At 70.9% G+C, this 24,302-nt stretch carries 21 protein-coding genes; 15 read left to right on the top strand and 6 right to left on the bottom strand.

Translation table 11 applies throughout. From position 1 onward, the window contains the following. Positions 1-149: 149 nt before the first annotated feature. Positions 150-872: a transcriptional repressor LexA gene (lexA, locus tag AB0C26_RS05000; RefSeq protein ID WP_245922850.1), complete on the bottom strand. Its 723-nt coding sequence runs from the start codon at positions 870-872 to the stop codon at positions 150-152. Between the two features lie 353 nt (positions 873-1,225). Between lexA and AB0C26_RS04995 the strand changes: the two genes are divergently transcribed. From AB0C26_RS04995 to AB0C26_RS04980, 4 genes are all read left to right on the top strand, one after another. Further along, on the top strand, positions 1,226-1,561 hold the full coding sequence (locus AB0C26_RS04995; protein ID WP_360241659.1) for a LysM peptidoglycan-binding domain-containing protein: 336 nt from the start codon (positions 1,226-1,228) through the stop codon (positions 1,559-1,561). 272 nt (positions 1,562-1,833) lie between these two features. After that, positions 1,834-2,352, top strand: a complete 519-nt coding sequence (gene nrdR / locus AB0C26_RS04990) for a transcriptional regulator NrdR (protein WP_360241656.1) — start codon at positions 1,834-1,836, stop codon at positions 2,350-2,352. Positions 2,353-2,411: 59 nt separating this feature from the next. Then, positions 2,412-5,342, top strand: coding sequence for a vitamin B12-dependent ribonucleotide reductase (locus tag AB0C26_RS04985; protein ID WP_360241653.1), 2,931 nt, complete (start codon positions 2,412-2,414; stop codon positions 5,340-5,342). 252 nt (positions 5,343-5,594) lie between these two features. Next, the gene (locus AB0C26_RS04980) at positions 5,595-6,779 is read left to right on the top strand and encodes an MFS transporter (protein WP_360241650.1); all 1,185 of its coding nucleotides are present in this window, start codon (positions 5,595-5,597) and stop codon (positions 6,777-6,779) included. Positions 6,780-7,452: 673 nt separating this feature from the next. Here the strand turns inward: AB0C26_RS04980 and AB0C26_RS04975 are convergent. Next, the gene (locus AB0C26_RS04975) at positions 7,453-8,682 is read right to left on the bottom strand and encodes a sialidase family protein (RefSeq protein ID WP_360241647.1); all 1,230 of its coding nucleotides are present in this window, start codon (positions 8,680-8,682) and stop codon (positions 7,453-7,455) included. Positions 8,683-8,717: 35 nt separating this feature from the next. Here AB0C26_RS04975 and AB0C26_RS04970 point away from each other — a divergent pair, with 35 nt between their 5' ends. Then, complete coding sequence (locus AB0C26_RS04970) at positions 8,718-9,128, top strand: SRPBCC family protein (RefSeq protein WP_360241644.1); 411 nt, start codon at positions 8,718-8,720, stop codon at positions 9,126-9,128. Here AB0C26_RS04970 and AB0C26_RS04965 read toward each other — a convergent pair. Together AB0C26_RS04965 and AB0C26_RS04960 are read right to left on the bottom strand one after the other, a co-directional pair. Then, a complete protein-coding gene (locus AB0C26_RS04965; RefSeq protein ID WP_360241641.1) occupies positions 9,103-10,002 on the bottom strand; it encodes an alpha/beta hydrolase in 900 nt (299 codons plus the stop codon). The genes AB0C26_RS04970 and AB0C26_RS04965 overlap by 26 nt on opposite strands. Next, a complete protein-coding gene (locus AB0C26_RS04960; RefSeq protein WP_360241638.1) occupies positions 9,995-10,501 on the bottom strand; it encodes a hypothetical protein in 507 nt (168 codons plus the stop codon). The genes AB0C26_RS04965 and AB0C26_RS04960 overlap by 8 nt, the downstream gene beginning before the upstream one ends. Before the next feature lie 94 nt (positions 10,502-10,595). On the opposite strand from AB0C26_RS04960, the gene AB0C26_RS04955 reads away from it, so the two are divergent. Then, positions 10,596-11,156, top strand: coding sequence for a hypothetical protein (locus AB0C26_RS04955; protein ID WP_360241635.1), 561 nt, complete (start codon positions 10,596-10,598; stop codon positions 11,154-11,156). A 1-nt stretch (position 11,157) separates the two neighbouring features. On the opposite strand, the gene AB0C26_RS04950 is transcribed toward AB0C26_RS04955, so the two are convergent. Further along, on the bottom strand, positions 11,158-11,880 hold the full coding sequence (locus tag AB0C26_RS04950; protein WP_360241632.1) for a metal-dependent transcriptional regulator: 723 nt from the start codon (positions 11,878-11,880) through the stop codon (positions 11,158-11,160). A 220-nt stretch (positions 11,881-12,100) separates the two neighbouring features. Here AB0C26_RS04950 and AB0C26_RS04945 point away from each other — a divergent pair, with 220 nt between their 5' ends. The 5 genes from AB0C26_RS04945 to dtd all read left to right on the top strand — a co-directional run bounded on the left by AB0C26_RS04945 (position 12,101) and on the right by dtd (position 17,844). After that, positions 12,101-13,282: an acetoin utilization protein AcuC gene (locus tag AB0C26_RS04945; protein WP_360243530.1), complete on the top strand. Its 1,182-nt coding sequence runs from the start codon at positions 12,101-12,103 to the stop codon at positions 13,280-13,282. 9 nt (positions 13,283-13,291) lie between these two features. Further along, the gene (locus AB0C26_RS04940; RefSeq protein WP_360241629.1) at positions 13,292-15,838 is read left to right on the top strand and encodes a GNAT family N-acetyltransferase; all 2,547 of its coding nucleotides are present in this window, start codon (positions 13,292-13,294) and stop codon (positions 15,836-15,838) included. Between the two features lie 515 nt (positions 15,839-16,353). Next, complete coding sequence (locus AB0C26_RS04935) at positions 16,354-16,704, top strand: hypothetical protein (RefSeq protein WP_360241626.1); 351 nt, start codon at positions 16,354-16,356, stop codon at positions 16,702-16,704. Positions 16,705-16,743: 39 nt separating this feature from the next. Then, positions 16,744-17,421: a phosphotransferase gene (locus tag AB0C26_RS04930; protein WP_360241623.1), complete on the top strand. Its 678-nt coding sequence runs from the start codon at positions 16,744-16,746 to the stop codon at positions 17,419-17,421. Beyond that, the gene (gene dtd, locus AB0C26_RS04925; protein ID WP_360241620.1) at positions 17,422-17,844 is read left to right on the top strand and encodes a D-aminoacyl-tRNA deacylase; all 423 of its coding nucleotides are present in this window, start codon (positions 17,422-17,424) and stop codon (positions 17,842-17,844) included. It begins immediately after the preceding gene. On the opposite strand, the gene AB0C26_RS04920 is transcribed toward dtd, so the two are convergent. Further along, positions 17,841-18,629, bottom strand: coding sequence for a sporulation protein (locus tag AB0C26_RS04920; RefSeq protein WP_360241617.1), 789 nt, complete (start codon positions 18,627-18,629; stop codon positions 17,841-17,843). The genes dtd and AB0C26_RS04920 overlap by 4 nt on opposite strands. Positions 18,630-18,874: 245 nt before the next feature. On the opposite strand from AB0C26_RS04920, the gene sigB reads away from it, so the two are divergent. From sigB to AB0C26_RS04900, 4 genes are all read left to right on the top strand, one after another. After that, positions 18,875-19,846 carry an RNA polymerase sigma factor SigB gene (gene sigB / locus AB0C26_RS04915; protein ID WP_360241614.1) on the top strand — a complete coding sequence of 324 codons (972 nt, stop codon included), beginning with the start codon at positions 18,875-18,877 and terminating at the stop codon, positions 19,844-19,846. 179 nt (positions 19,847-20,025) lie between these two features. Then, positions 20,026-20,595, top strand: a complete 570-nt coding sequence (locus tag AB0C26_RS04910; protein ID WP_360241611.1) for an HhH-GPD-type base excision DNA repair protein — start codon at positions 20,026-20,028, stop codon at positions 20,593-20,595. A gap of 163 nt (positions 20,596-20,758) precedes the next feature. After that, positions 20,759-22,708, top strand: a complete 1,950-nt coding sequence (locus tag AB0C26_RS04905; protein ID WP_360241608.1) for a methyl-accepting chemotaxis protein — start codon at positions 20,759-20,761, stop codon at positions 22,706-22,708. A gap of 15 nt (positions 22,709-22,723) precedes the next feature. Then, a complete protein-coding gene (locus AB0C26_RS04900; protein WP_360241605.1) occupies positions 22,724-24,301 on the top strand; it encodes a chemotaxis protein CheW in 1,578 nt (525 codons plus the stop codon). Position 24,302 lies beyond the last annotated feature (1 nt).

The following is a 24,302-nucleotide window of genomic DNA, read 5'->3' as shown; positions in this document are numbered from 1 at the left end:
TGGCCGTCCCGGTCCCGCTGGTCGACTTGTGCCGCTGCCTGTCCCGGTATCGCTGGCCGCCCGGGTCTCGCTGGCCGCCCAAGTTTCCCGGTCCGCCCCGGTCCGCTGGCCGGCTTGTTCTGTTGGCGCGCGCCGGTCGCGGGAACCGGCTAGACCCGGCGGAGGACGGCCACGACGCGGCCCATGATGGTGGCGTCGTCGCCGGGGATCGGGTCGAAGGCCGGGTTGGCCGGCATCAGCCAGACGTGGCCGTCGCGCTGGCGGTAGCTCTTCACCGTCGCCTCGCCGTCGATCATGGCGGCCACGATGTCGCCCGCGTCGGCGGTGGGCTGCTGGCGGACGACCACCCAGTCGCCGTTGCAGATCGCGGCGTCGATCATCGAGTCGCCCTTGACCTCGAGCATGAAGACGTCGCCCTCGCCGACCAGCTCGCGCGGCAGCGGGAAGAACTCCTCCACCGCCTGCTCGGCCAGGATCGGCCCGCCGGCCGCGATCCGGCCCACCAGCGGCACGTACGCCGGCTGGGGGCGCGCCGACCGCAGCGCCTCGTCGTCGACCAGCTCGTTGGGTGAGCGCACGTCGACCGCGCGCGGCCGGTTCGGGTCGCGGCGCAGGAAGCCCTTGGTCTCGAGCGCCTTGAGCTGGTAGGCGACGCTGGACGGCGACACCAGGCCGACCGCCTCGCCGATCTCACGGACGCTGGGCGGGTAGCCGTAGCGCTCGACCCAGCCCCGGATGAACTCGAGGATCTTGCGCTGGCGCGCGGTCAGCTCGGCGGTGACCGGGTCGGGGAACTGGCTGACCACCGGGGTGACGGAGCGCAGTTGCGGTGCGTCGGCGGCGCGTCCGCGGCTCGGCGAGCGACGTCGCAGGGCGGCCGTGCTGGTCGCTCCGTTGTCTGGCTTGCTCTCGTGTTGCCGGCTCGTCCGGTCGTCGGTCGACACGTCCGCCCTCCCTGTCGGCCAGTGCCTCACGGCACGTGGTGCTCTCGCGGAGCCGGTGCGGAACGCCGTGGGGATGGCGCCTGCCCGGCTGACCCCTCTTGAGGGAGAACCGTAATGGCGCGGTACGACATATTCAAACATCTGTACGACATTCTTCCGGCGTGTCGCCCGGAAGTGCTCGACTTCCGTACGCCTGTTCTGATAGACCGTCGTACGGGCGTTCGATCGAACGCCCGTACGATGATCACATTTCCCGTGATCATTTTCCGAGGTCGAGCGGGGTGGCGAGACTGATGGTGACCAACGGCGTACGGCACGCGGAACCGCCCCTGCGGCTCACCCGGCGCGGACGGGCCGTGGTCCTTGGTCTTCTCGTTGTCCTGGCTTCGCTGGCCAGTGCCGTGTTGTTCACCACGGCGTCGCGGGCTGACGAGCCGCCCGCCGGCCCGCCGCCTACGATCGTCGTCCGGCCGGGTGACACGCTCTGGGATCTCGCGGCGCGCGAGTTGCCTGGCCGTCATGGTCAGGCGGGCGTCGACGAGTTGCGCCGGCTCAATGGATTGAGCGGGTACGGCGTACACCCGGGCGATGTTTTGATCTTGCCCTACGGCTCTTGATCGACTCGAACCGTAACGAAAGATCAACCGCTCGTGTTGAGTCGGAAAATACGGCGCGTCGGCACGCCACTGAACTTGCGTCCGCGTCCGCCGGGGCATAGCGTCTACCCCAACATCTAGTAGTTACAAGGGTGTAAGTCATCCACAGGTTGGGGTTACCTCCCACCGGTTATCCACAGGCCGTCCACAGCGGCGAGCTGGTGTCCACCAGCGCGACGCTGCGTTTTGCCATGTCCGGATTCCGTGTCGGAGGTTGCTGAAGGGGGTTCACGGTGCGCTGCCCGTACTGTCGTCACGCCGACTCGCGCGTCGTCGACTCACGTGAGGCCGACGACGGTCAGCTGATCCGTCGCCGCCGCTCGTGCCCCGAGTGCGGCAAGCGGTTCACCACGGTCGAGGAAGCGGTTCTCGCCGTCGTGAAGCGCAGCGGAGTCACCGAGCCCTTCAGCCGTACGAAGATCATGAGTGGGGTCCGCAAGGCCTGTCAGGGCCGGCCCGTCGACGAGGACTCGATCGCGCTGCTCGCGCAGAAGGTCGAGGAGACCGTCCGGGCCAAGGGCGCGGCCGAGATTCCCAGCCACGAGGTGGGCCTGGCGATCCTCGTCCCGTTGCGTGATCTCGACCAGGTGGCTTACCTGCGCTTCGCCAGTGTGTACAAGTCCTTCGACTCGCTCGACGAGTTCGAGAAGGAGATCACCGCGCTCCGTGAGGCGGCGACCGCCCGGGAGGCCGCGGTGCGACACGCCGTGGCGCCGCGATCCGGCGGTCGCGCACCCAAGATCAACAGCTAGAGCAAGCTTCAGCGGCACACGTAGTAGTGGCAGACGTAGTAGTTACGAGGGGGAGCAGTATGGCCGGGGACGGCGTAACAGCAGGCAGGCAGCGCAGCCGGGCGAACGGCAACGGCGCGCCGGCCGGCAGCGGGGGGCTGCGGGTCGAGCGGGTCTGGACGACCGAGGGCGTCCACCCGTACGACGAGGTCGAGTGGGAGCGCCGCGACGTCGTCATGACGAACTGGCGGGACGGCTCGATCAACTTCGAGCAGCGCGGTGTCGAGTTCCCGAAGGACTGGAGCGTCAACGCGGCCAACATCGTCACCACCAAGTACTTCCGGGGCGCGGTCGGCACCCCGCAGCGTGAGCAGTCGCTCCGCCAGCTCATCGACCGGGTCGTGCAGACGTACCGCAAGGCCGGCGAGGACTTCGGCTACTTCGCCACCAAGACCGACGCGGAGGTCTTCGACCACGAGCTGACCTGGATGCTGCTGCACCAGGTGTTCAGCTTCAACTCGCCGGTCTGGTTCAACGTCGGCACGTCGTCGCCGCAGCAGGTCAGCGCCTGCTTCATCCTCTCGGTCGACGACTCGATGGACTCCATCCTCGACTGGTACAAGGAGGAGGGGCTGATCTTCAAGGGCGGCTCCGGCTCCGGCGTCAACCTCTCCCGCATCCGTTCCTCCAAGGAACTCCTCTCCTCCGGCGGCACGGCCAGCGGCCCGGTCAGCTTCATGCGCGGCGCCGACGCCAGCGCCGGAACCATCAAGTCCGGTGGCGCCACCCGCCGCGCGGCCAAGATGGTCATCCTCGACGTCGACCACCCCGACATCGAGGAGTTCGTGCAGACCAAGGCGCGCGAGGAAGACAAGATCCGCGCCCTGCGCGACGCCGGCTTCGACATGGACCTGGGCGGCTCCGACATCGTCTCGGTGCAGTACCAGAACGCCAACAACTCGGTCCGCGTCTCCGACGAGTTCATGCGGGCGTACGAGGAGGGTGGCGACTTCGCCCTCCGCGGCCGTCTGCACGGCGAGGAGATCGAGCGGGTCGACGCCAAGAAGCTGTTCCGCGACATCGCGAAGGCCGCGTGGGAGTGCGCCGACCCCGGTCTGCAGTACGACGACACGATCAACGACTGGCACACCAACCCCGAGACCGGCCGCATCACCGCGTCCAACCCCTGCTCGGAGTACATGTCGCTGGACGACTCGTCCTGCAACCTGGCCTCGCTCAACCTGATGAAGTTCCTGACCCCCGAGGGCGGCTTCGAGGTCGAGAAGTTCGTCAAGAGCGTCGAGTTCATCATCACCGCGATGGACATCTCGATCTGCTTCGCCGACTTCCCGACCGAGCGGATCGGCGTCACCACCCGCGCCTACCGCCAGCTCGGCATCGGCTACGCGAACATCGGCGCTCTGCTGATGGCGTCCGGTCTTCCGTACGACTCGGAGGCGGGCCGCAGCGTCGCCGGCGCGATCACCTCGCTCATGACCGGTACGGCCTACCGCCGCTCGGCCGAGCTGGCCGGCGTCGTCGGCGCGTACGACGGTTACGCCCGCAACGCCGAGGCCCACAAGCGGGTCATGCGCAAGCACGCCGCCGCCAACGACGCGATCCGCCCGGCCAACGCCGTCGCGACCGCGATCGTCAAGGAGGCCACCAAGCAGTGGCAGGCCGGCAACAAGATCGGTGAGAAGAACGGCTGGCGCAACGCCCAGGCCTCCGTGCTCGCCCCCACCGGCACCATCGGCCTGATGATGGACTGCGACACCACCGGCATCGAGCCCGACCTGGCCCTGGTCAAGTTCAAGAAGCTCGTCGGCGGCGGCTCGATGCAGATCGTCAACCAGACGGTTCCGCGCGCGCTGCGCAGCCTCGGCTACCCCGAGGAGCAGGTCGAGGCGATCGTCGAGCACATCTCCGACCACGGCAACGTCGTCGACGCCCCCGGCCTCAAGCCGGAGCACTACGCGGTCTTCGACTGCGCCATGGGCGAGCGCGCGATCGCCCCGATGGGCCACGTGCGCATGATGGCCGCGGTGCAGCCGTTCATCTCGGGCGCCATCTCCAAGACGGTGAACATGCCGGAGACGGCGACCGTCGAGGAGATCGAGAACATCCACTACCAGGGCTGGAAGCTCGGCCTGAAGGCGCTCGCGATCTACCGCGACAACTGCAAGGTCGGCCAGCCGCTCTCCGCCGCCGGCAAGAAGAAGGACGCCGCGCCGACCGAGCCCGCCGCCACCTCGACCGAGGTCGAGAAGGTCGTGGAGAAGGTCGTCGAGTACCGCCCGGTCCGCAAGCGCCTCCCGAAGAAGCGCCCGTCGGAGACGGTGTCGTTCTCGGTCGGCGGCGCCGAGGGTTACCTCACCGCGTCGTCCTACCCGGACGACGGCCTCGGCGAGGTCTTCCTCAAGATGTCGAAGCAGGGTTCCACCCTGGCCGGCGTCATGGACGCCTTCTCGGTGGCGATCTCGATAGGGCTCCAGTACGGCGTTCCGCTCGAGACGTACGTCAGCAAGTTCACCAACATGCGGTTCGAGCCCGCCGGCATGACCGACGACCCGGACGTCCGCATGGCCAGCTCGGTGATGGACTACATCTTCCGTCGCCTGGCCCTCGACTTCCTGCCGTACGACACCCGCGCCGACCTCGGCATCTTCACGGCCAAGGAGCGCGCCGCCCAGGTGCAGGCCGAGGCCGCCGCCGAAGCCGCCGCCGCCCCGGTCGACCTGGCCGGCATGGCCGCCTCGGCCCCGGTGACCCCGGCCGCCGAGGTCACGTCTGCCGAGATTCCGGCCGAGCCCAAGCTCGTCGTGACCGAGCCCACGACCGACCCCGAAAAGGCCGCCCCGGCCTCGGTCGGCTCCTCCACCGAGCTGCTCGAGATCGTCATGGGCCAGTCCGCCGACGCCCCGCTCTGCTTCACCTGCGGCACCAAGATGCGCCGCGCCGGCAGCTGCTACGTCTGCGAGGGCTGCGGCTCCACCTCCGGCTGCAGCTGACCTTCAGCCCTGGCCGAATCCGACAGCCTCCTCGCCCACACCGGGCGGGGAGGCTGTCGCCTTACCCCCGCCGGGCCGGATGCGCATGGCGGGCTCAGACGTGGGCGCGATGGTTGGGCCGGAGGGGCATCTCGCCCGGGTCGTCGCCGGCCTCGATACGACGGTTTTCGCCCTCAGGTAGACCGTCGCAACCAGGATCAGGAGCGCGCCGAAGCCGATCAGGGCCGGACCTTTAACGTGTAAGTTCGGGGCGTGACCGCTATCGACCTCGAACGCCGGCGCCTCGACCGAGCGAAGTTCGCGGTCGGCTTCACCTTCGCCACCAACGGCCTCGCGTACGCCGGGTGGCTCGCCCGGGCGCCTGCCGTGCGCGACGGCCTGGACCTTTCACCGGCCGGGTTCGGGCTGCTCCTGCTCTGTCTCTCGGCGGCCGCGATCTCGGCCATTCCGCTGGCCGGCCCGCTCGTGCAACGGGTCGGCCCGGCCCGGGCCATCCTCATCGGCAGCACGTCGATGGTCCTCGGCCTGACCGGGCTCGCCACCGGCACGCTGCTCGGCTCGGTGCCGCTGGCCGGCTTCGGGCTGGTGCTGGCCGGCCTGGGCAACAGCACGTGGGACGTTGCCATGAACGTCGAGGCGGCCGACGTCGAGCGGCGGATCGGTCGCACCCTCATGCCGCGCTTCCACGCCGGTTTCAGCCTCGGCACGGTGCTCGGCGCCGGCGTCAGCGCCCTCGCGGCGGCCTCCGGCCTGCCGATCTGGGCGCAGCTCTATCTCACCGCGGCGCTTGCGGCTTGCGTGACGACCCCGACGGTACGCCGTTTCCTGCCCCACCAGCCGCTGCCCGCGGGCCAGAAGCCCGCGATGAGCGTGCGGCAGGCCTGGCGCGAACCCCGTACCGTGCTGATCGGCCTCATCATGCTCGGCTTCGGCTTCACCGAGGGCACCGCGAACGACTGGCTGGCGATCGGCCTGGTCGACGGCTATCACGCCAGCGAAACCGTCGGCGCCATCGCGTTCGGCGGCTTCGTCACGGCGATGACCCTCGGCCGCCTCTTCGGCGGCTACGCGATAGAGCGCTGGGGCCGCGTCGTCACCCTGCGGGCGACCGCCGCCTCGGCCGCGCTGGGCCTGCTCCTGGTCGTCACCCAGATCTCGGTGCCGGTAGCCATCGCCGGCGCCCTGCTCTGGGGCGCCGGCGCCTCCCTCGGCTTCCCGATCGGCATGAGCTCGGCCGCCGACGACCCCACCCGAGCCGCCATCCGCGTCTCGGTGGCCGGCTCCATCGGGTACGGCGCTTTCCTGGCCGGCCCACCCCTCATCGGCCTCCTGGCCGACCACATCGGCGTACTTCGGGCCATCCTCTGCGTCTTCGCCGCCCTGGCCGTCGGCCTGTTCGCCTCATCCGCCGCCCGCCCCCTGCGCCCCGCAGAGTAACCAAGACGAGAAGCGCCGCGCCCTCTGCGGAGTAACCAAGACGAGAAGCGCCGCGCCCTCCCTGCCCCGCGGAGTAACCAAGACGAGAAGCGCCGCGCCCTCTGCGGAGTAACCAAGACGAGAAGCGCCGCGTCCTCTCCGCCCTGCGGAGTAATCGAGACGAGTAGCGCCGCGCCCCCTGCGGAGTAACCAAGGCGAGAAGCGCCGCGTGCTCCCTGCCCCGCGGAGTAACCGAGACGAGAAGCGCCGCGCCCCCTGCGGAGTAACCAAGGCGAGAAGCGCCGCGCCCCTCCGCCCGGCCGGGTTGGCCCGGGCTCGAAGCGCTGGCGCCACTTCGAGCCGGGGAGCGGCCCGAGGCGAGGAGCGCCGCCTGCCCGCACAGCCAAGCCGGGTGGCGCAAGGCGGGAGGTAACGCGCTGCCCGCCCGCACAGCCGCGTCGAGTGGGGCAAGGCGGGAGTGCCGCGCTGGCCGCCCACCTCCTGCCGGGGAGCGGCCCGAGCTGGGAGGTGCCGTACCTTTCGTCCGCCTTGTGCCGGGCGCTGGTCTGAGCTGGAAGGTTCCATGCGATCCGCCCGCTTTGTGTCGGGCAGTGGTACAGCTGGAACGTTCCAGTGGCATCCTGGCGGCTCGCGCGAGATGGGTCAGGGGAACGGGTGAGGCATGCTGCTCGGCTCAGGGGGCGGCGGCGCGTAGCCACAAGTCGCGGTTGCCGGCTATGAGGACGCGGCCGTCGCGCAATGTGGTTACCGCCTGGGGTGGGGCGTCGCCGCAACCCAGTTCGCCGCGCTGCCATCTGGTGCCGTCGCCCAGCCAGACGACGCCGCAGTAGTCGCCGGGAGTCGGGCGGGAGTCGTCGATCACGCCGGTCGCCACCATCGTGCCCGATCTGTCCACCGTGACGTCCGTGAGCCGTCCCACGCCCAGGCCCGCCGTCGGGCCCGGCTTCCAGTGCAGCCCGTCGGTGCTGGTCAGCACGTACGTCGTGTCCTGCTCACCCTTTTCCGTCCGGTCCACGCCGCCGAACGCCGTCCACCGGCCTCCGCTGTGGACGATGCGGGTCAGGATCAGCTGTTCCGGCAGACCGTCGACCGTTGCCACCCGCCAGGTGCGGCCGCCGTCCGTGGAGCGCCAGGCGCCGGGCCTCTCCCAGCCGTACCCGATCGCCACGACCGTGTCGCCGTCGGCGGCCAGGACCGCCAGGAGCTGGCGTACCGCCCGGGGCGGGCCACCCGGCGCCGGCAGGTTCACGCGGCGCAGCGACCGGCCGTTGTCGTTCGAGATCAGCACCGCCGGTGGCGGCCCGGCCGCGTCGATCAGGTCGGCGTTGATGATGATCCGACCGCTGCTCGTACGCACCATGCCGCCGACCCGGCTGCGTGACCCCTGCCCCTCGAAGCCGGGCTTGGACAGGTCGGCCCGGGCCAGCTCTTCCCGCTCGCCGTTGCGGTAGCGGGCCAGGCCGCTGCTGGAAGCGGCCAGAATCGTGCCGCCCGGTTCGGCGACTGCCGCGTCCGCGCTCACCCCGCCGCCCGGCCAGCCGTCGGGCAGTTCGCCGCTGCCTCGTGCGGCGGAGGGCGCCGGATCCAGGCGCAGCCGGTCGCATGCCGGCGTGCCCGTCCAGTTCGCGTTCACCGCGCGGTAGCCGTTCTGGTAGTCGCCGAGGGCCAGCACGCACGACTTCAACGGCATCAGCGCGCGCACTCCGCTGCCCGGCGGCACCCAGTCCGAGCTGGCCGGCCACTCCACCGCGCCCGCGTGACGCTCGAAGCCCAGGTCGGCGGCGGCCACGGTGCCCAGACCCGTACGGTCCGCGTCTTTGCCCACCGCCGGCCGCGACCGGGCACATGAGACCGTCGTCAGCAGAAGGCCGAGGGCGACCAGAGCGCGCACAGTACGAGTCATGCCCACGATCATGCCCGAGGCCCTAGGGTCGGGTGATGAGCCATGACAAGCAGGCTGTCGTCACGTCTCATGTGGACGCGCCGCCCGAGCGGGTGTGGACCGCGCTGACCGACGCCGCCGAGCTCGCCGCCTGGTACTGGCCGGCCCGGCTGCGCCCGCGGGCCGTCTCCGATCCTGTGGTGGGCGGCGGATTCGGCATCGACGCCGACGGCATGGGCTTCGCCGGGCGTTACCTCGAGCTCGACCCGCCCCGGCGCCTCGTGCAGTCGTGGCGCTGGTCCGGCGACGACCGCGACAGCCGGGTCACCATCGAGCTGACCCCGGCCGGCGCGGGCACCGACGTGCGTGTCGTTCACTCCGAGATCGACGAGGAGACCGCCCGGATGTACGAGGCGGGGTGGTCCAGCTGTCTGGCCCGCCTCACGCCGTACGCAGGAAATCGGTGATCAGCCCGGCCAGCACGGCCGGCTGCTCGATCACCATCGCGTGCGAGGTGTCCTCGAGCGAGATGTAGCGGGGGTGCCGGGCCGCCTGGGCCTGCTCCACCACGAACCGCCGGTGGGCCGCGTAAAGCTCGGCGAACGGCTCCTGCTCGGGCAGGTCGCGCGTCGGCAGCACGAGCAGTTCGGGGCAGGTCGTACCCGCGTACACCGGACCCAGATCCAATTCGTTCATCAGCTCGCGCAGCTGCGAGGTGGCCGCGGCGGACGGGCGCGTCGAGGTCTCGCCGTTCTCGTGGACCAGGTTGCGGCGGAAGCCCTCGATCCACACCTTCTCGTTCGCGCCCATGTCGCGGGCGGCCATGCGCTGCGACTCGACGATGTCGGGCAGCTGGTCGGCCTCGATCACCTGACCGGCCCGGGCCTCGAGCTGGTCGAAGATGGCGTGCAGCCGCTTCAACTCGGCCGCGGCTTTCCGCGGTTCCATTCCGGGCAGGTGCTCGGTACGGGTGGGTGGCGGATTGCCGTCGAGGCTGACCACACCCGGCGTCTCGGGGTGCCGCTGGCCCCACATCGCGGCCAGCATGCCGCCGAGCGAGTGGCCGACGACGGCCGGCCGGTCGAGTTCCATCTGGACGCAGACCGCGGCCAGGTCGCCCAGCGCCGCGTCCCAGGTCCAGGTGCCCTCGCCGGAGCGGCCGTGCCCGCGCAGGTCGACGCTGATCACCCGGTGGTTCGGGCGCAGCGCGCGAGCCAGGGTGGTCATCTGGGCCAGGTTGCCGCCGGCGCCGTGCAGCAACAGCAGCGGCGGCTGGTCGCCACCGAAGTCGCGGACCGCGAGTGGCAGGTCGCCGGCGTCGATCAGGCGGTCGTTAATCATGGTGTCCTCCTCGCGGCTCGGTGCCGCGTAGCCGGTCTCGGATGGCCGCCGACGGCACGCCGCCGTTCGGATGGCGGGGAAGGCGTCCCCGTTTGACCAGGTCGTGCACCCCTTGCCGGGTGATGCCGAGCATGGCGCCGGCCGTGGCGTACGACACCGCCTCGGCGCCCGGGTGTCCGGCCCGCCGGGCCACGGCCCGCCCCAGCGGGGTGCCCCACCACTCGGCCGGCGGGTCGAACGGCGTGTCGGCCGGGTGGAGCGTGGCGATCAGGCGGGCCGCCATCATCAGAGCCGCCGTCTCGTCGTCGCCGTCGAGCGTGGCGGCCCATCGGCGCGCCCGGGCCCGGACGAGCGACCGCAGCGCCTCGACCGCGTCGTCGCCCTCGAGCAGCACCTCGAGCGGGTCGAGCAGGCGGACGCCGAGCAGCCGCACGATCTGCTCGACCAGCTGGTTCTCGCCCACCGCGCCATCCTCCCGGCGCTTGACGACGGGTGTCAAGTTACCCTGCGTACATTAAGGGTGTCTTTGGTGGCCTTTCGCTGCGCGGGGCGGGCCAGTACCGTGTGCCCGGATCTCACCGGAAGGATCGCCCGTGCGCTCGCGTCCCGTCGTGTTCGGCGCTGTCACGTTGCTCGCGCTCGCGGCCTGCGACGACAAGCCCGTCGCGGAGCAGCCCGCGGCGCCGCCCCCGGTGGAGAAGGCCGAGCAGCTGCCCGCGGCCTCGGCCGGCGGAGCCTGCGCCCTCTGGGATTACGCGTCCATCAAGAAGGCGATCGGCGTCCAGTTCACTGTGGCCGCCGCCAACCAGGTCGATTCCACGTCGACGTGCGTGGTGCAGACCGTCGGCGCCGCGTACCCGGACCTGACCCTGTCCGTCGTCAAGAGCACCACGGCCACCGCCGACCAGTTCCTCGACGACCTCATGCCGGCCAAGGGCACCCGGCTCAAAGGGCTGGGCCAGGCCGCCTATCTGCTCAAGACGCCGGCGGGCGGCGGGCACGGGCCGGCCACCGAGATCGGCTGGCTCAGCGCGGCGAAGCAGATGCGGACGCTCCGCTTCACCTTCGCCGCAAACGCGAAGCCCACCGCCGTGACGGCGATGAACAAGAATCTGTTCAGCTACGCCAAGGCGATGGACACGACGAGCGGGTAGTTCAGTGCGCCGCCACGAACACGCGTGACGCCACCTCGCGAGGCAGCCGGATCTTGTCGCCGGAGCGATCGATGGTCACGCCGTCGCGCTCCTGGGCCACCGTCACCGTCGTACCGGGGTCGATGCCGGCCGCGTGCAGCTGGCGCAGCACGTCGGAGTTGGTCTGCACGCTCTCGCAGATGCGCTGCACCACGACGCTGCCGGTCAGGCCCGGGAACGCCAGGTTGCGCTCGCCCGCGCTGACCTGGGCCGCGCTGTCCAGCAGGTCCTCGTCCTCCTCGTCGGGGACGCCGAGCGCCTCCAGGCCGGGGATCGGATTGCCGTACGGCGAGCGGGTCGGCTTGTTGAGCAGCTCGTAGACCTTCTTCTCCACCGAGTCGCTCATCACGTGCTCCCAGCGGCAGGCCTCCTCGTGGGCCTCCTCGTAGGGCATGCCGATGACGTTGACCAGCAGAAGCTCGGCCAGCCGGTGCTTGCGCATGACCGAGACGGCGGTGGTCCGGCCCTCGTCGGTCAGCACGAGGTGACGGTCGTTCTCGACGGTCAGCAGACCGTCGCGCTCCATCCGGGCGACCGTCTGGCTCACCGTGGGGCCGCTCTGGTGCAGCCGCTCGGCGATCCGCGCGCGCAGCGGCGGCACACCCTCCTCCTCGAGCTCGAGGATGGTGCGCAAATACATCTCGGTTGTGTCGACGAGGTCGTGTTTGTGTAGTGACGTCTTCATGCTTCGACCCCCCAGTGCTCACGGCCAACAGCCGGCCTGCCCCGGGTGTCGACGAGATAATTCACGGTGTGGCCCTCCAGCAGCGATATTACCTCGTTACATGGGGTTGACAGCGGCCCCGAGCTGGTGGGCATAGACCCTACCCGACCGGGACAGTTCACCGCGGGACGCCGCCGCGAGCCGAAAGTTGTCGGTGGTGCGTGGCAGCATGACGGGCATGGTGGACCGGACGACCGCGGTGGTGTGGGACCGAGCGCTCCTCGACTACGACATGGGTGATCACCCGCTCAATCCCGTGCGCGTCGAGCTGACCATGGCGCTCGCCCGCGAGCTGGGCGTCCTCGACCGTCCCGGGGTGCGGATGATCACACCGGTCCCGGCCACCGAGGCCGAGCTCACCCGGATTCACCGGGCCGACTACCTCGACGCGGTCCGCGCCGCCCCGTTCGACCCGTTCTTCTCCGGCTGGGGGCTCAACACCCCCGACAACCCGGTCTTCGACGGCATGCACGAGGCCTCCGCCCGCATCTGCGGCGCCAGCATCGCGGCGGCCGAGGCCGTCTGGCACGGCGAGGCGACCCGGGCGGTGAACGTCTCCGGTGGCCTTCATCACGCGCTGGCCGCCCGGGCGTCCGGCTTCTGCGTCTACAACGATCCGGCCGTCGCCATCGCCAAACTCCTCGACCAGGGCGCCCAGCGAGTGGCCTACGTGGACGTCGACGTCCATCACGGCGACGGCGTCCAGGCCGCGTTCTACAACGACCCGCGGGTCCTGACCATCAGCCTGCACGAGACCCCGCTGACCCTCTTCCCCGGCACGGGCTTCGCCGACGAGACGGGCGGCCCCGGCGCCGAGGGCACCGCGGTCAACATCCCGCTGCCGCCGGGTACCGGCGACGGCGGCTGGCTGAAAGCCTTCCACGCGATCGTCCCGTCGATCCTGCGCGCGTGGGCCCCCGAGATCATCTTCAGTCAGTGCGGCGCCGACGCCCACCGGCTCGACCCGCTGGCCGACCTGCGGCTCTCGGTCGACGGCCAGCGCGCGGCGTACGTGGCGATGCGCGACCTGGCCGACGAGCTGTGCGACGGCCGGTGGGTGGCGATGGGCGGCGGGGGATACGCGCTGGTCGAGGTCGTGCCCCGGGCCTGGTCCCATCTGCTGGCCGTCGCGACCGGTGAGCCCCTCGACCCGTACACCAGAACTCCCGCCCCCTGGCGCAAGCTGGCCGCCGAGCGTTGCCCCCGGTCCGAGGTCCCCGAGTCGATGACCGACGGCACCGAGCCCCCGGTCGAGCGCTGGCAGCCGGGCACCACGCCCGACGCCGTCGACCGGGCCGTCCTGGCCAGCCGCACCGAGGTGTTCCCGCTGCACGGCCTCGACCCGCACGACCCCCGGGACTGAGGGGGCGGCGTGGACAAGAGCGCTGACGTCCTGCTCTCCGACGGCACGGCCGTCCACCTGCGACAGATCCGGCCCGACGACGCCCCGGCCATCGTGGAGTTCCACTCCCGGATGAGCGACCGCACCCGTTACCTGCGCTACTTCTCGCCCTACCCACGCATCCCCGAGCGCGACCTCGAGCGCTTCGTGAACGTCGACCATCGCGACCGCGAGGCGTTCGTCATCGTCACCGGCCCGCGGATCATGGCGGTCGGCCGCTACGAGCGCCTCGGGCCCGGCGCACCCGACGCCGAGGTCGCGTTCGTCGTCGAGGACGCCCATCAGGGCCGCGGCATCGGATCCGTCCTGCTGGAATACCTGGCCGAGGCCGCGCGGGCCAACGGCATCACCCGGTTCGTGGCCGAGGTTCTGCCGGAGAACTCCGGCATGCTGCGGGTGTTCGGCGACTTCGGCTATCAGGTCCAGCGTAAGTACGCGGACGGCGTGGTCCACCTGAGCTTCCCGATCGCGCCGACCGAGAAATCGCGTGAGGTGCAGGAGTCCCGCGAACAGCTCACCGAGGCCCGCTCGATCGCCCGGCTGCTGGCCCCGCGCGCGGTGGCCGTCTACGGCGCCAGCGCGAGCGGCCAGGGCATCGGCGCCGCGATGCTCGGTCATCTGCGCGACGGCGGCTACACCGGCACGATCGTCCCGGTGCACCGCAGCGCCGAGCGGGTGGCCGGCCTCCGGGCGTACCGGTCCGCGGCCGACGCCGGCGCCACGGTCGACCTGGCGCTCATCGCCGTGCCACCCGAGGGAGTCGCCGATGCCATGGCCGACGCCGCCGCCAGCGGTGCGGGCGGCCTGGTGGTGGTCTCGGCCGGCTTCGCCGAGACCGGCGCCGAGGGCGCGGCCGCCCAGCGCGAGCTGATCCAGCGCGCGCACGACGCCGGCCTGCGCGTCGTCGGCCCCAACAGCATGGGCGTGGCGAACACCGATTTCCAGGTACGCCTGAACGCCACCCTCGCGCCGCGGCTCCCGGCCGCCGGCCGGGTCGGCTTCTTCAGCCAGAGTGGAGCGCTCGGCGTCGCCTTGCTGGCCGAGGCCGACCGCCGCGGCCTGGGCCTGTCCAGCTTCGTCTCGGCCGGCAACCGGGCCGACGTCTCCGGCAACGACCTGCTCCAGTACTGGCAGGACGACCCCGGCACCGACGTCGTCCTGCTCTACCTCGAGACGTTCGGCAACCCGCGCAAGTTCGCCCGCCTGGCCCGCCGGATGAGCCGCGTCAAACCGGTGGTGGCGGTCGCCTCGGCCACCCGCCCGGCCGGACTCGCCGGCGACGGCCCCGGCCCCGACCCGTACGCGGTGACCGCCCTTTTCGCCCGCTCCGGGGTCATCCGCGTCGACACCGTGCGCGAACTCTTCGACGTCGGCCTGCTCCTGGCCCACCAGCCCCTGCCCGGTGGCCGCCGGGTGGCCGTGGTCGGCAACTCCTCGGCCCTCTCCGAGCTGGCCGTGTCCGCCTGCCGCGCCGACGGCCTCACCGTGGCCGAGGGCTACCCGGTGAACATCAGCCCGATGGCCAGCGCCCACGACTTCGCCGACGCCCTGGCCGACGCGGCCGTCGACGACCGCGCCGACGCCCTGGTCGTGGTCTTCGCCCCGCCACTGCCCGGCCAGCTGGCCGACGAGGACGCCGACTTCGCCGCGGCCCTGGCCAGCGTCGCCCTGGCCGGCGAGAAACCCACTGTCGCGACGTTCCTGCTCGAGGACCTGTCGACGAGGGTGCCGTCCTACCCGTCGGTCGAGGAGGCGGTGCGGGCCCTGGCCCGGGTCGCCTACTACGCCGACTGGCTCCGCCGCCCACCCGGCGTGCTGCCGGCGCTGCCCGACATCGCCCCCGAGGCAGCCGAGCTCGAAGGACCCCCTTCAGACCTGCTTGCGGCGTACGGGATAAAGGTCGTCCCCTCCACCCTGGCGTCCACGGCCGACGAGGCGGTCGCCGCGGCCGCCGCTCTCGGCTACCCGATCGCCCTGAAAGCGGCCGGCGGCGCCCTGCGCCACCGCATCGACCTGGGCGCGGTCCGCCTGGCCCTGGCCGACGAGGAGGACGTCCGCGCCGCCTGGGCCGAGCTGGCCGCGGCCTTCGGCCCCGACGTGCTCGTCCAGACGATGGTCGCCCCCGGCGTGGCATGCCGCATCGAGGTGATGGAGGACCCGGCCTTCGGCCCCGTGGTCGGCTTCGGCCTGGGCGGCGTGGCCAGCGAACTCCTGGGCGACCTGGCCTGGCGCGCGGCCCCCCTGACCGACCGCGCGGCCGAGGCCCTGGTGGACGAGCCCCGAGCCGCCCCCCTGCTGCACGGCTACCGGGGCTCGGCGCCGGTCGACCGGGCCGCCCTGATCGACCTCCTGCTCCGCGTGGGCCGCCTGGCCGACGACCACCCCCGCCTGCGAAGCCTCTCCCTGAACCCGGTCCTGGCCCGCCCCGACGGCTTCTCGGTGCTGCACGCCGCCACTGAAATAGGAGACCCGGCCCGCCGCCCCGACACCGGCCCCCGCCGCCTACGCACCCCGTGACGCCCACGCGACCTCCCCGCCCGCATCGTCCAACGGCCGCCTTCCCCAGCGCACTGCCCTCCCGCGCGCCCTTCAGAGAGCGCCGCCGGTGAGCCGACATCCCGTGCGTCGCCCTGGGAACGGCGCCACCGCCCGCCGCCTCTGCCGCCTGCTGCGGCTACCGCTGCCGCCGCCCGCCACCTCCGCCCCTGCTCCCTGCCGGCCGCCCGCTGCCGCCTTCATCGATGCCGGCGGCGCGACGGATCCTTGAGTGCGTCAAGCGACCGACCGGGCGGGCGGGCGAGCGACCGACCGGGCGGGTGGGCGGCCGACCGGGCGACCGGGTGGGCGGGCGAGCGGGCGGGCCAGCGACCGAGCGCGTGGGCGGGTGAATGAGCGGGCGGGCGGGTGTCAGCAGTCATCCGGCTCATGCGGGGGACGGGTGGGTCGGCGCATGATGGCGGCCACAGCGAGGGTTTACGTCTCGGCTGCTCGGGCACGATGCAGCGGCCGGACCCTGAAGAAGGAAGAACGAGATGAGCGACTCGCAGGAGAGCATCGAGCGGGAGATCGCCGGGGGCGACTACGGCCCCGGAATCTTCGACGAGCCCAGCACGTATCGTCCCGAGAAGGGTGACGACGACGCCGGTCTGTCCAGCACGTTGGCGGCCGGTACCGACACCGACCAGCTCCAGGACGGCGGGCCGCACCCCGAGCACGGTGTCATGACCACCACCGGCGGGACCGCGGGGCCGAACAGCTTCCGCACCCGTCCGCGTTCGGGGCCGGGCGTGGCCAACACGACGACCGGCGACGCCACCACGGGCGCCATGGAGACCCCGGTCGACGGCTACACGAGCGACGCCAGCAGCAACGCCGTCGACTGACGGCCCGCCGGCCCCGCCGGTTCCGCTACGGTCACACGCGTGACGGGACGGGACATGGCGGGGCCGGATGCTGTCGGGCTGCCGTTCGCCTTCGGGCGTGAGGCGGACGTGTACGCGCTCGGCGACGGCCGGGTCCTCCGGCGTTACCGGAACGGGGCCGATGCCGAGCCGGAGGCGGCCGTCATGGCGTACGCCGGGAACCAAGGTTTTCCCGTTCCCCGGGTTTTCGCCGCCCGCGGCACCGACCTGGTCATGGAGCGGCTTGACGGGCCCACCCTCGCCCAGGCTTTGATGGCCGGCGATGTCACCCTCGACCGCGGCGCCACGATTCTGGCCGATCTGCTGCGGCGGCTGCACGAGCTGCCGCCGATGGGTGACGGTGACACGATCGTCCACCTCGATCTGCACCCGGAGAATGTGGTGCTCAGCCAGCGCGGGCCTGTCCTCATCGACTGGCGCAACGCCGGCGACGGCCCGGCCGATCTGGACACCGCCCTGGCCGCGCTGATTCTCGCGCAGGTCGCCGTCGGCTCGATCGATCACGAGCTGGGCGGGCGGGCCGGCGAACTGCTCGACCTCTTCCTGGACCGCGCCCCGGGCGATCCGGTTCGTCTGCTGCCGGAGGCCGTCGAGTTCCGGCGCGGGCAGCCGACCATGTCGCCCGAGGAGATCGAGCAGCTGTCGGTGGCCGCCGTCCGAGTGCGAGGAGTGAAGTAGATGCGGGCTCTTGTGCAGACCGTGAGCCGGGCCAGTGTCACCGTCGACGACGAGGTGGTCGGCAAGATCGAGGACGGGTTGCTGGTGCTCGTCGGTGTCACTCACGACGACACGCCGGAGAAAGCCGAGCAGCTGGCCCGTAAGACCTACGAAATGCGCATTTTGGACGACGAGAAGAGCGCCTCCGACCTGACCGCGCCGGTCCTCGTGGTCAGCCAGTTCACTCTCTACGGGGACGCCCGGAAGGGCCGCCGGCCCACGTGGAGCGCGGCGGCGCCGGCGGAGAAGGCCGAACCGCTCGTCACCGCGTACGTCGAAGCGCTGCGCGCCCGGGGGGCGACGGTCGAGACCGGCCGCTTCCGGGCGCACATGCTCGTCGAGAGCGTCAACGTGGGGCCACGCTCGATCTGGCTGGAGATCTAGAAGAACAGCCCGCGCCGCTGCGCCGACTGGCGCAGCCAGTTGTCGAGCTGGGCGCCCCAGTCGGTGTGGTCGACCGTCGCATAGTCCACGTCGAACCGCCCGAACGCGTCGTGTCCCTCGGTGAACAGGCCGCCCCGCTTGTCGATCTCGAGGATCACCTGGAGCTTGTGCGGCGTCGGGATGAACGTCAGCTCGAGCTGGTTGATGCCGCTCGCGTACGCCGACGGCGGGTAGAACTCGATCTCCTGGTAGAACGGCAGGCTCTGCTGCGCCCCGTACACCCGGCCGCGCTCCACGTCGGCCCGGCTGAACCGGAAGCCCAGCCGCAGCAGCGCGTCGAGGAGCCGTTCCTGCGCCGGCAGCGGGTGCACCGCGACCGCGTCCAGGTCGGACTTGTCCACGGCCCGCGCCACCTCGAGCTCGGTGGCCAGGCCCATCGTCATGCCGTGCAGATGTTGCCCGTACACCTCGGTGATCGGAGTTTCCCACGGCACGTCGAATCGGAAGGGTACGTCGTATTTCGCGCCCGGCTCGAGACGGAACGAGCCGGTCAGCCGCTGGCGGTGGAACTCCTGATCGGTGTTGTACTCACTGTCACCGCTTTCCACCTCGACCCGCGTGACCAGGCCGACCGCGAGATATTCGACGTCGACGGCGTGGTCGCCGCCGACGACGTGCACCTGGCCCTCGAGGAATCCGCCCGGCCGGCAGTTGGGGTTGACCAGCACCGTCTCGACTGACGGGCCGCCGACCCCGAAGGCCTGCAACATCTTTTTGAAGACCACTGAACCATCTCCTCCTCGCGGGCGTGTGGGGAACAGTATCGACGCACAGCAACCGACCGGTAGCGGCATTTCGGACACTTGTCGGCTTGGCGACGTCAGGGTTCTCCCTGATTCATGCCACCTGGACGCTTGCCTCACCTCGGCTTAACGCGTCCCGGGCCAAGCTATCGATCACCGGCACGCAAGTGACTGGACAGCTCGAGACGGTTTATCAGCGGGGAGGGGACTGAAAGGTGGTCCTGCAGATGAAGGCGACCGACAACAGCATGACGGACGGTGTCGAGCTCCTCACCGACCTGGACGCCACCGACGAGCGTGGCGTTTCCGCGGACCTGGTCCGGGCCTACCTGAACGGCATCGGCCGGACCCGCCTGCTCACCGCCGTCGAGGAGGTCGAGCTCTCCAAGCGGATCGAAGCCGGCCTCTACGCCGACGAGAAGCTGCCGGAGGCGTCCGACGACCTGGCCCCCCTCCTGCGCGTGATCATCGCCGAGGGCAAGGCGGCCAAGAACCACCTCCTCGAGGCCAACCTCCGCCTGGTGGTCAGCATCGCGAAGCGCTACACCGGCCGGGGCATGGCCTTCCTCGACCTGATCCAGGAGGGCAACCTGGGGCTGATCCGCGCGGTCGAGAAGTTCGACTACACCAAGGGCTACAAGTTCTCCACGTACGCGACGTGGTGGATCCGCCAGGCGATCACCCGCGCGATGGCCGACCAGGCCCGCACCATCCGTATCCCGGTGCACATGGTCGAGCAGGTCAACCGCATGGTCCGCAGCCGTCGCGACCTGGCCGCCACGCTGGGCCGCGAGCCCAGCATCGCCGAGATCGCCAAGGCCATGGGCGTCGAGGAGTTCCAGGTCATCGAGCTCATCTCGTACGACCGCGAGCCGGTCAGCCTCGACCAGGCCGTCGGTGAGGACGGCGAGAGCGCCCTGGGTGACTTCGTCGCCGCCGTCGAGCACCAGCCGGGCGTCGGCCACGGCCAGGGCGAGCTGCGCAGCGAGGTCGAGATCGTGCTGGCCACGCTCTCCGAGCGCGAGTCGGCCGTGATCCGGCTGCGCTTCGGCCTCGACGACGGCCGTCAGCGCACTCTCGACGAGGTCGGCCGCGAGTTCGGCCTGAGCCGCGAGCGCATCCGCCAGATCGAGAAGGTCACGATGCTCAAGCTCCGCGACCCCGAGCGCGCTTCCCGCCTCGAGGCTTACGCCAGCTGAGAAGGCTTACGCCAGCTGAGAAGGCTTACGCCAGCGACCACAGCAAGAATCACCGCCCGGAGAGCCCTCACGCTCCCCGGGCGGTCGCGCTTCCGGCCGCGGTACGCCGCCGAGCCGGCTCGACCGCGGGCGGGGCGGGACCCGACCCGCGCGGTCGCGTTCCTGAGAAGATGAGCGCCATGACGATTTCGCTGCCGATCGACGCCGCGGCCAACGAACTGCTCTCCACCGATCCGCTGGCCCTGCTCATCGGCATGACGCTTGATCAGCAGATTCCGCTGGAGAAGGCGTTCACCTCGCCCTGGGTGCTGGCGCAGCGGCTCGGGCACGCGTACACGGCCGAGGAGCTCGCCGGCTACGACCCCGAGGCGCTCATCGCGATCTTCGCCGAGCCGCCGGCGCTGCACCGCTTCCCCAAGGCGATGGCCTTGCGGGTGCAGGAGGTCTGCCGAGCTCTGGTCGAGAGGTACGACGGCGAGGCCGCTAACCTGTGGGCCGGTGTCGAGAACGGCACCGAGCTGCTTGAGCGGATCGCCTCGCTGCCCGGGTTCGGTAAGCAGAAGTCGCAGATCTTCGTCGCGCTGCTCGGCAAGCAGTACGGCGTGCAGCCCGCCGGCTGGCGTGAGGCTGCCGCCGCGTACGGCGCCGAGGGCTCCTTCAAGTCCGTGGCCGACATCGTCGACGCCGAGTCGCTCGGCCGGGTCCGGGCGTACAAGAAGGAAATGAAGGCGGCCGCCAAGGTCAACTGAGAGTGATGCGTCGAAGTACGTCCATTTCTCCTCCCTCATCGACCGCCCGGTGCCAGGATTTCCGGAGGTGAGGAAAGTTCCGCTTCCAGCGGTTTTCCCCGACTCCGGTTGTCCATGACGCGTTTGCGCACGGCAGTTGAAAGAGAGAGGGGAGATCACCCCCATGCCCTTGACGACGAGCTCCGCCAACGGGCGGGCGACCGATCAGGCCCGGGCCGCCCGGCCGGTCTCAACGCCGGCTTCGACCAGACCACCCGCCCGCGGCGGGGACGCTGACCCGAACCGGCGTCAGGCCCGCTCGGTGGCCAAGCAGCAGCAGGCGGCCGAGCGGATCGCCGCCGCCACCGCCGAGATCTCCGCCCAGAACGCCGAGGCCGCGGAGGCCTCGCGGCAGCTCACCGAGTCGATGCAGCAGATCTCGGCCGGTGCCGAGGAGGCGTCGGGCGCGACTCAGCAGAGCCTGGCCGCGATGAACCAGGTCGAGGAGCGGGTCACCCGCCAGGAGCAGACCACCCAGCAGGTCGCTCAGCTCAGTCAGGCGCTGCAGAACCTGCTCAACGAGACCCGGACGGGCATCAACGGCCTGCTGGCGAACGTGGACGGCGCGGCCACCCGGCAGAGCACCTCGGTCGTGACGATCACCGAGCTGGAGAAGCAGGCCGACGAGATCGGCGAGATCGTCAAGACGGTCGCCCACATCGCCGATCAGACGAACCTGCTGGCCCTGAACGCCGCGATCGAGGCGGCGCGGGCCCGCCAGCACGGCAAGGGCTTCGCGGTGGTGGCCGATGAGGTCCGCACCCTGGCCGAGACCAGTGAGCGCAGCGCCCGGCAGATCCGCGATCTCATCGACGAGGTCCGCGAGGGTGTCACCGCGATCGCGTCCGGGGTGCAGCAGTCGGCCGACACGTCCAGGGGTGAGGTGGAGAAGGGCAAGACCATCACCTCGCAGCTGGAGAGCATCCGGGCCGACATGGGCACGATCATGGCCGGCGCGACCGAGATGGCGACCGCGGCCCAGCAGTCGCGGCGCTCCGCGGGGAACGCCAAGAGTCTTTCCGAGCAGATCGCGGCGGCGGCTGAACAGCAGTCCGCCGCGTGTGAGGAGTCTCTGCAGACGGTCGGTCAGCAGACCCAGGCGCTGCGGCAGAGTGAGCAGGCCGCGGAGGAGCTGTCGGAGATCTCCGACGGCTTGCGCAACAGCACCGACGTCAGCAAGAGCGCCGAGGAGGTCGCGGCGGCGGCCGAGGAGTTGTCGGCCGCGGTCGAGGAGATCAACCGGGCCGCTACGCAGATCAATACGGCGATCAACCAGATCAACGTGGGTGCGCGCACGGCGGCCGAGAAGGGCCAGCAGACCGCCGAGGCGGTCAACCAGATCGAGCAGGGCGCCCAGCTCTCCGCGACCCGCGGCGGCACAGCCGTGGAGCGTTCCGACGTCATCCTGTCCTCGCTCGCCGAGAACAAGACGTCGGTCGACTCGATGATCGAGGCGATCGGCAAGGCGGCCCGCGACGGTATGGAGAACGTCCGCCGGGTGAGTGAGCTCGAGCAGATCTCCCGCCGGATCGACAAGATCGTGGATGCCATCGCGAACGTGTCGATCCAGACCAACATGCTGGCGGTCAACGGCTCGGTCGAGTCGGCCCGGGCCGGCGAGTTCGGCAAGGGTTTCGCGGTGGTCTCCACCGACATCCGCAATCTGGCCCGGGACTCCGCCGACAACGCGGACCGGATCAAGGACCTCGTCAAGGCGGTGCAGGACCGGATCGTCGAGGTTCGCAGCGACCTCGAGGAGACCAGCCGGCAGGCGCTGGCCGAGGCTGAGGCGGCCAAGGCCACCACGGCGCGGCTCGAGGAGATCGAGCGCGACATGCAGCAGGTCCGCGCCGGCAACGCCGAGGTCAAGGAGTCGGCTCAACAGATCGCCGACGTGCTCGGCGAAGTGAAGACCGGTCTCGAGCAGATCTCCACGGCGGCCAGCGAGGCCGAGCAGTTGGCCGCGCAGGCGTCGACCGCGGCCCGCGAGCAGGCGCAGGGCGCCGAGGAACTGGCCGCCGCGGTCGAGGAGATCGCCGCCCTGGCCGACGAGTTGCAGAACGTCGGCTCCTAGACAAGGGACGCACTGATGAGCGACGAGGATCTGACGGCCGCCGAGGACACCATCGACGACGACAACGGATACGTCACCTTCGACATGGCCGGGGAGCGGTACGCCATCCCGATGAGCCGGGTCCAGGAGATCATCCGGATGCCGGCCGTGGTGAAGGTGCCGCTCGGCCCGCCCTCGCTCGAGGGGCTGGCCAACCTGCGCGGCCGGGTGCTGCCGGTGGTGAGCCTGCGCCACTGCTGCGAGATGGAGCAAGCGGCCCACGACGAGACCACCCGGGTGATCGTGGTCGACGGCGGCGTGCCGCTGGGCTTCGTGGTCGACCGGGTGGCCAGTGTGATCAGCATCGACCCGGCCGCGATGGAATCGGCGGAGTCGGTGCAGTCGACCGTCCGCTCTGACGTGCTGGTCGGCGTGATCAAGGCGGACGACGGCGACATGACGACGATCCTCGACGTGGACCGTCTGGTGGGCAGCCAGTTCGATCGGCTCGGGGACCGGGTGCCGAGCACCGACAAGGCGGCCGCGGCCCGGCCGATGAACGAGCGCGACGACGAGGGCGACGCCGAGCGGGACGACACGCTCGAGCTGGTCAGCTTCGCCGTGCAGGGCCAGGAGTACGCCCTGCCGATCGATCAGGTGCAGGAGATCGTGCAGGCTCCCGAGTCGGTCAGCCACGTGCCGAACGCGGGGAGCCGCGTCCTCGGCGTGATCGACCTGCGGGGCCGGCTGCTGCCGGTGGTGAGCATGCGGCGCGTGTTCGGGCTGCCGGTCACGCCGCTGGAGCCGCAGAACCGGATCGTCGTCGTCTCGATCGACGGCGGCGTGGTCGGCGTCGTCATGGACACCGTGCGGGAGGTTCTCCGTGTCCCGCACGAGCTGGTGGCCCCGCTGCCGGGGTTCATGGCCGGCGACGGCCGCAAGAGCGAGGTGGAGTCGGTGTGCCGGCTCGAGGACGGCAAGCGCCTGGTCTCGGTCCTGAGTGTCAACCGGATGTTCGACTCCCCGGAGGTACGCAGCGAGATCGCCGAGCACCAGGGGCCTGAGGACGCATCGCAGATGGGCGAGGAGCAGGGCATGGCCGACGACGGTAGGGGCGACGAGGAACTGTTCGTCGTGTTCCGGCTGGACGACGAGGAGTACGCCGTCGATGTCGACACCGTTCAGGAGATCATCCGGGTGCCGGCGGCGCTGATCCGGGTACCGAAGTCGTTCGACTTCGTCGAGGGCCTGGTCAACCTGCGAGGCACGGTGCTGCCGGTGGTCGACCTGCGAACCCGGCTCGGCCTGCCCCGCGGCGAGCGCGACGAGCGGCAGCGCATCGTCGTGCTGATCATCGGCGGGGTGCGTACCGGCTTCATCGTCGACTCGGTGGCCGAGGTGGCCCGGGTCGGCCGGCAGGTGCTGGAGCCGGCCCCGCAGCTCTCGGCCGAGCAGGCCCGGCTGGTGTCGCGGGTGGCCAACCTGCCCGATCAGAAGCGGATGCTGCTGTTGGTGCAGGTCGACCAGCTGCTCGCGGCCGAGCAGGCCGCGGCGCTGGAGGAGGTCGCGCTGGACGAGGTCGCTGTTCCCTGCGACGACCTTGTCTCCGTCTGAC

It is taken from the genome of Actinoplanes sp. NPDC048796, assembly GCF_040650035.1.
In the GTDB taxonomy this organism is placed as follows: Bacteria; Actinomycetota; Actinomycetes; order Mycobacteriales; family Micromonosporaceae; genus Actinoplanes.
This window is presented reverse-complemented; position numbering and strand designations above follow the sequence as displayed.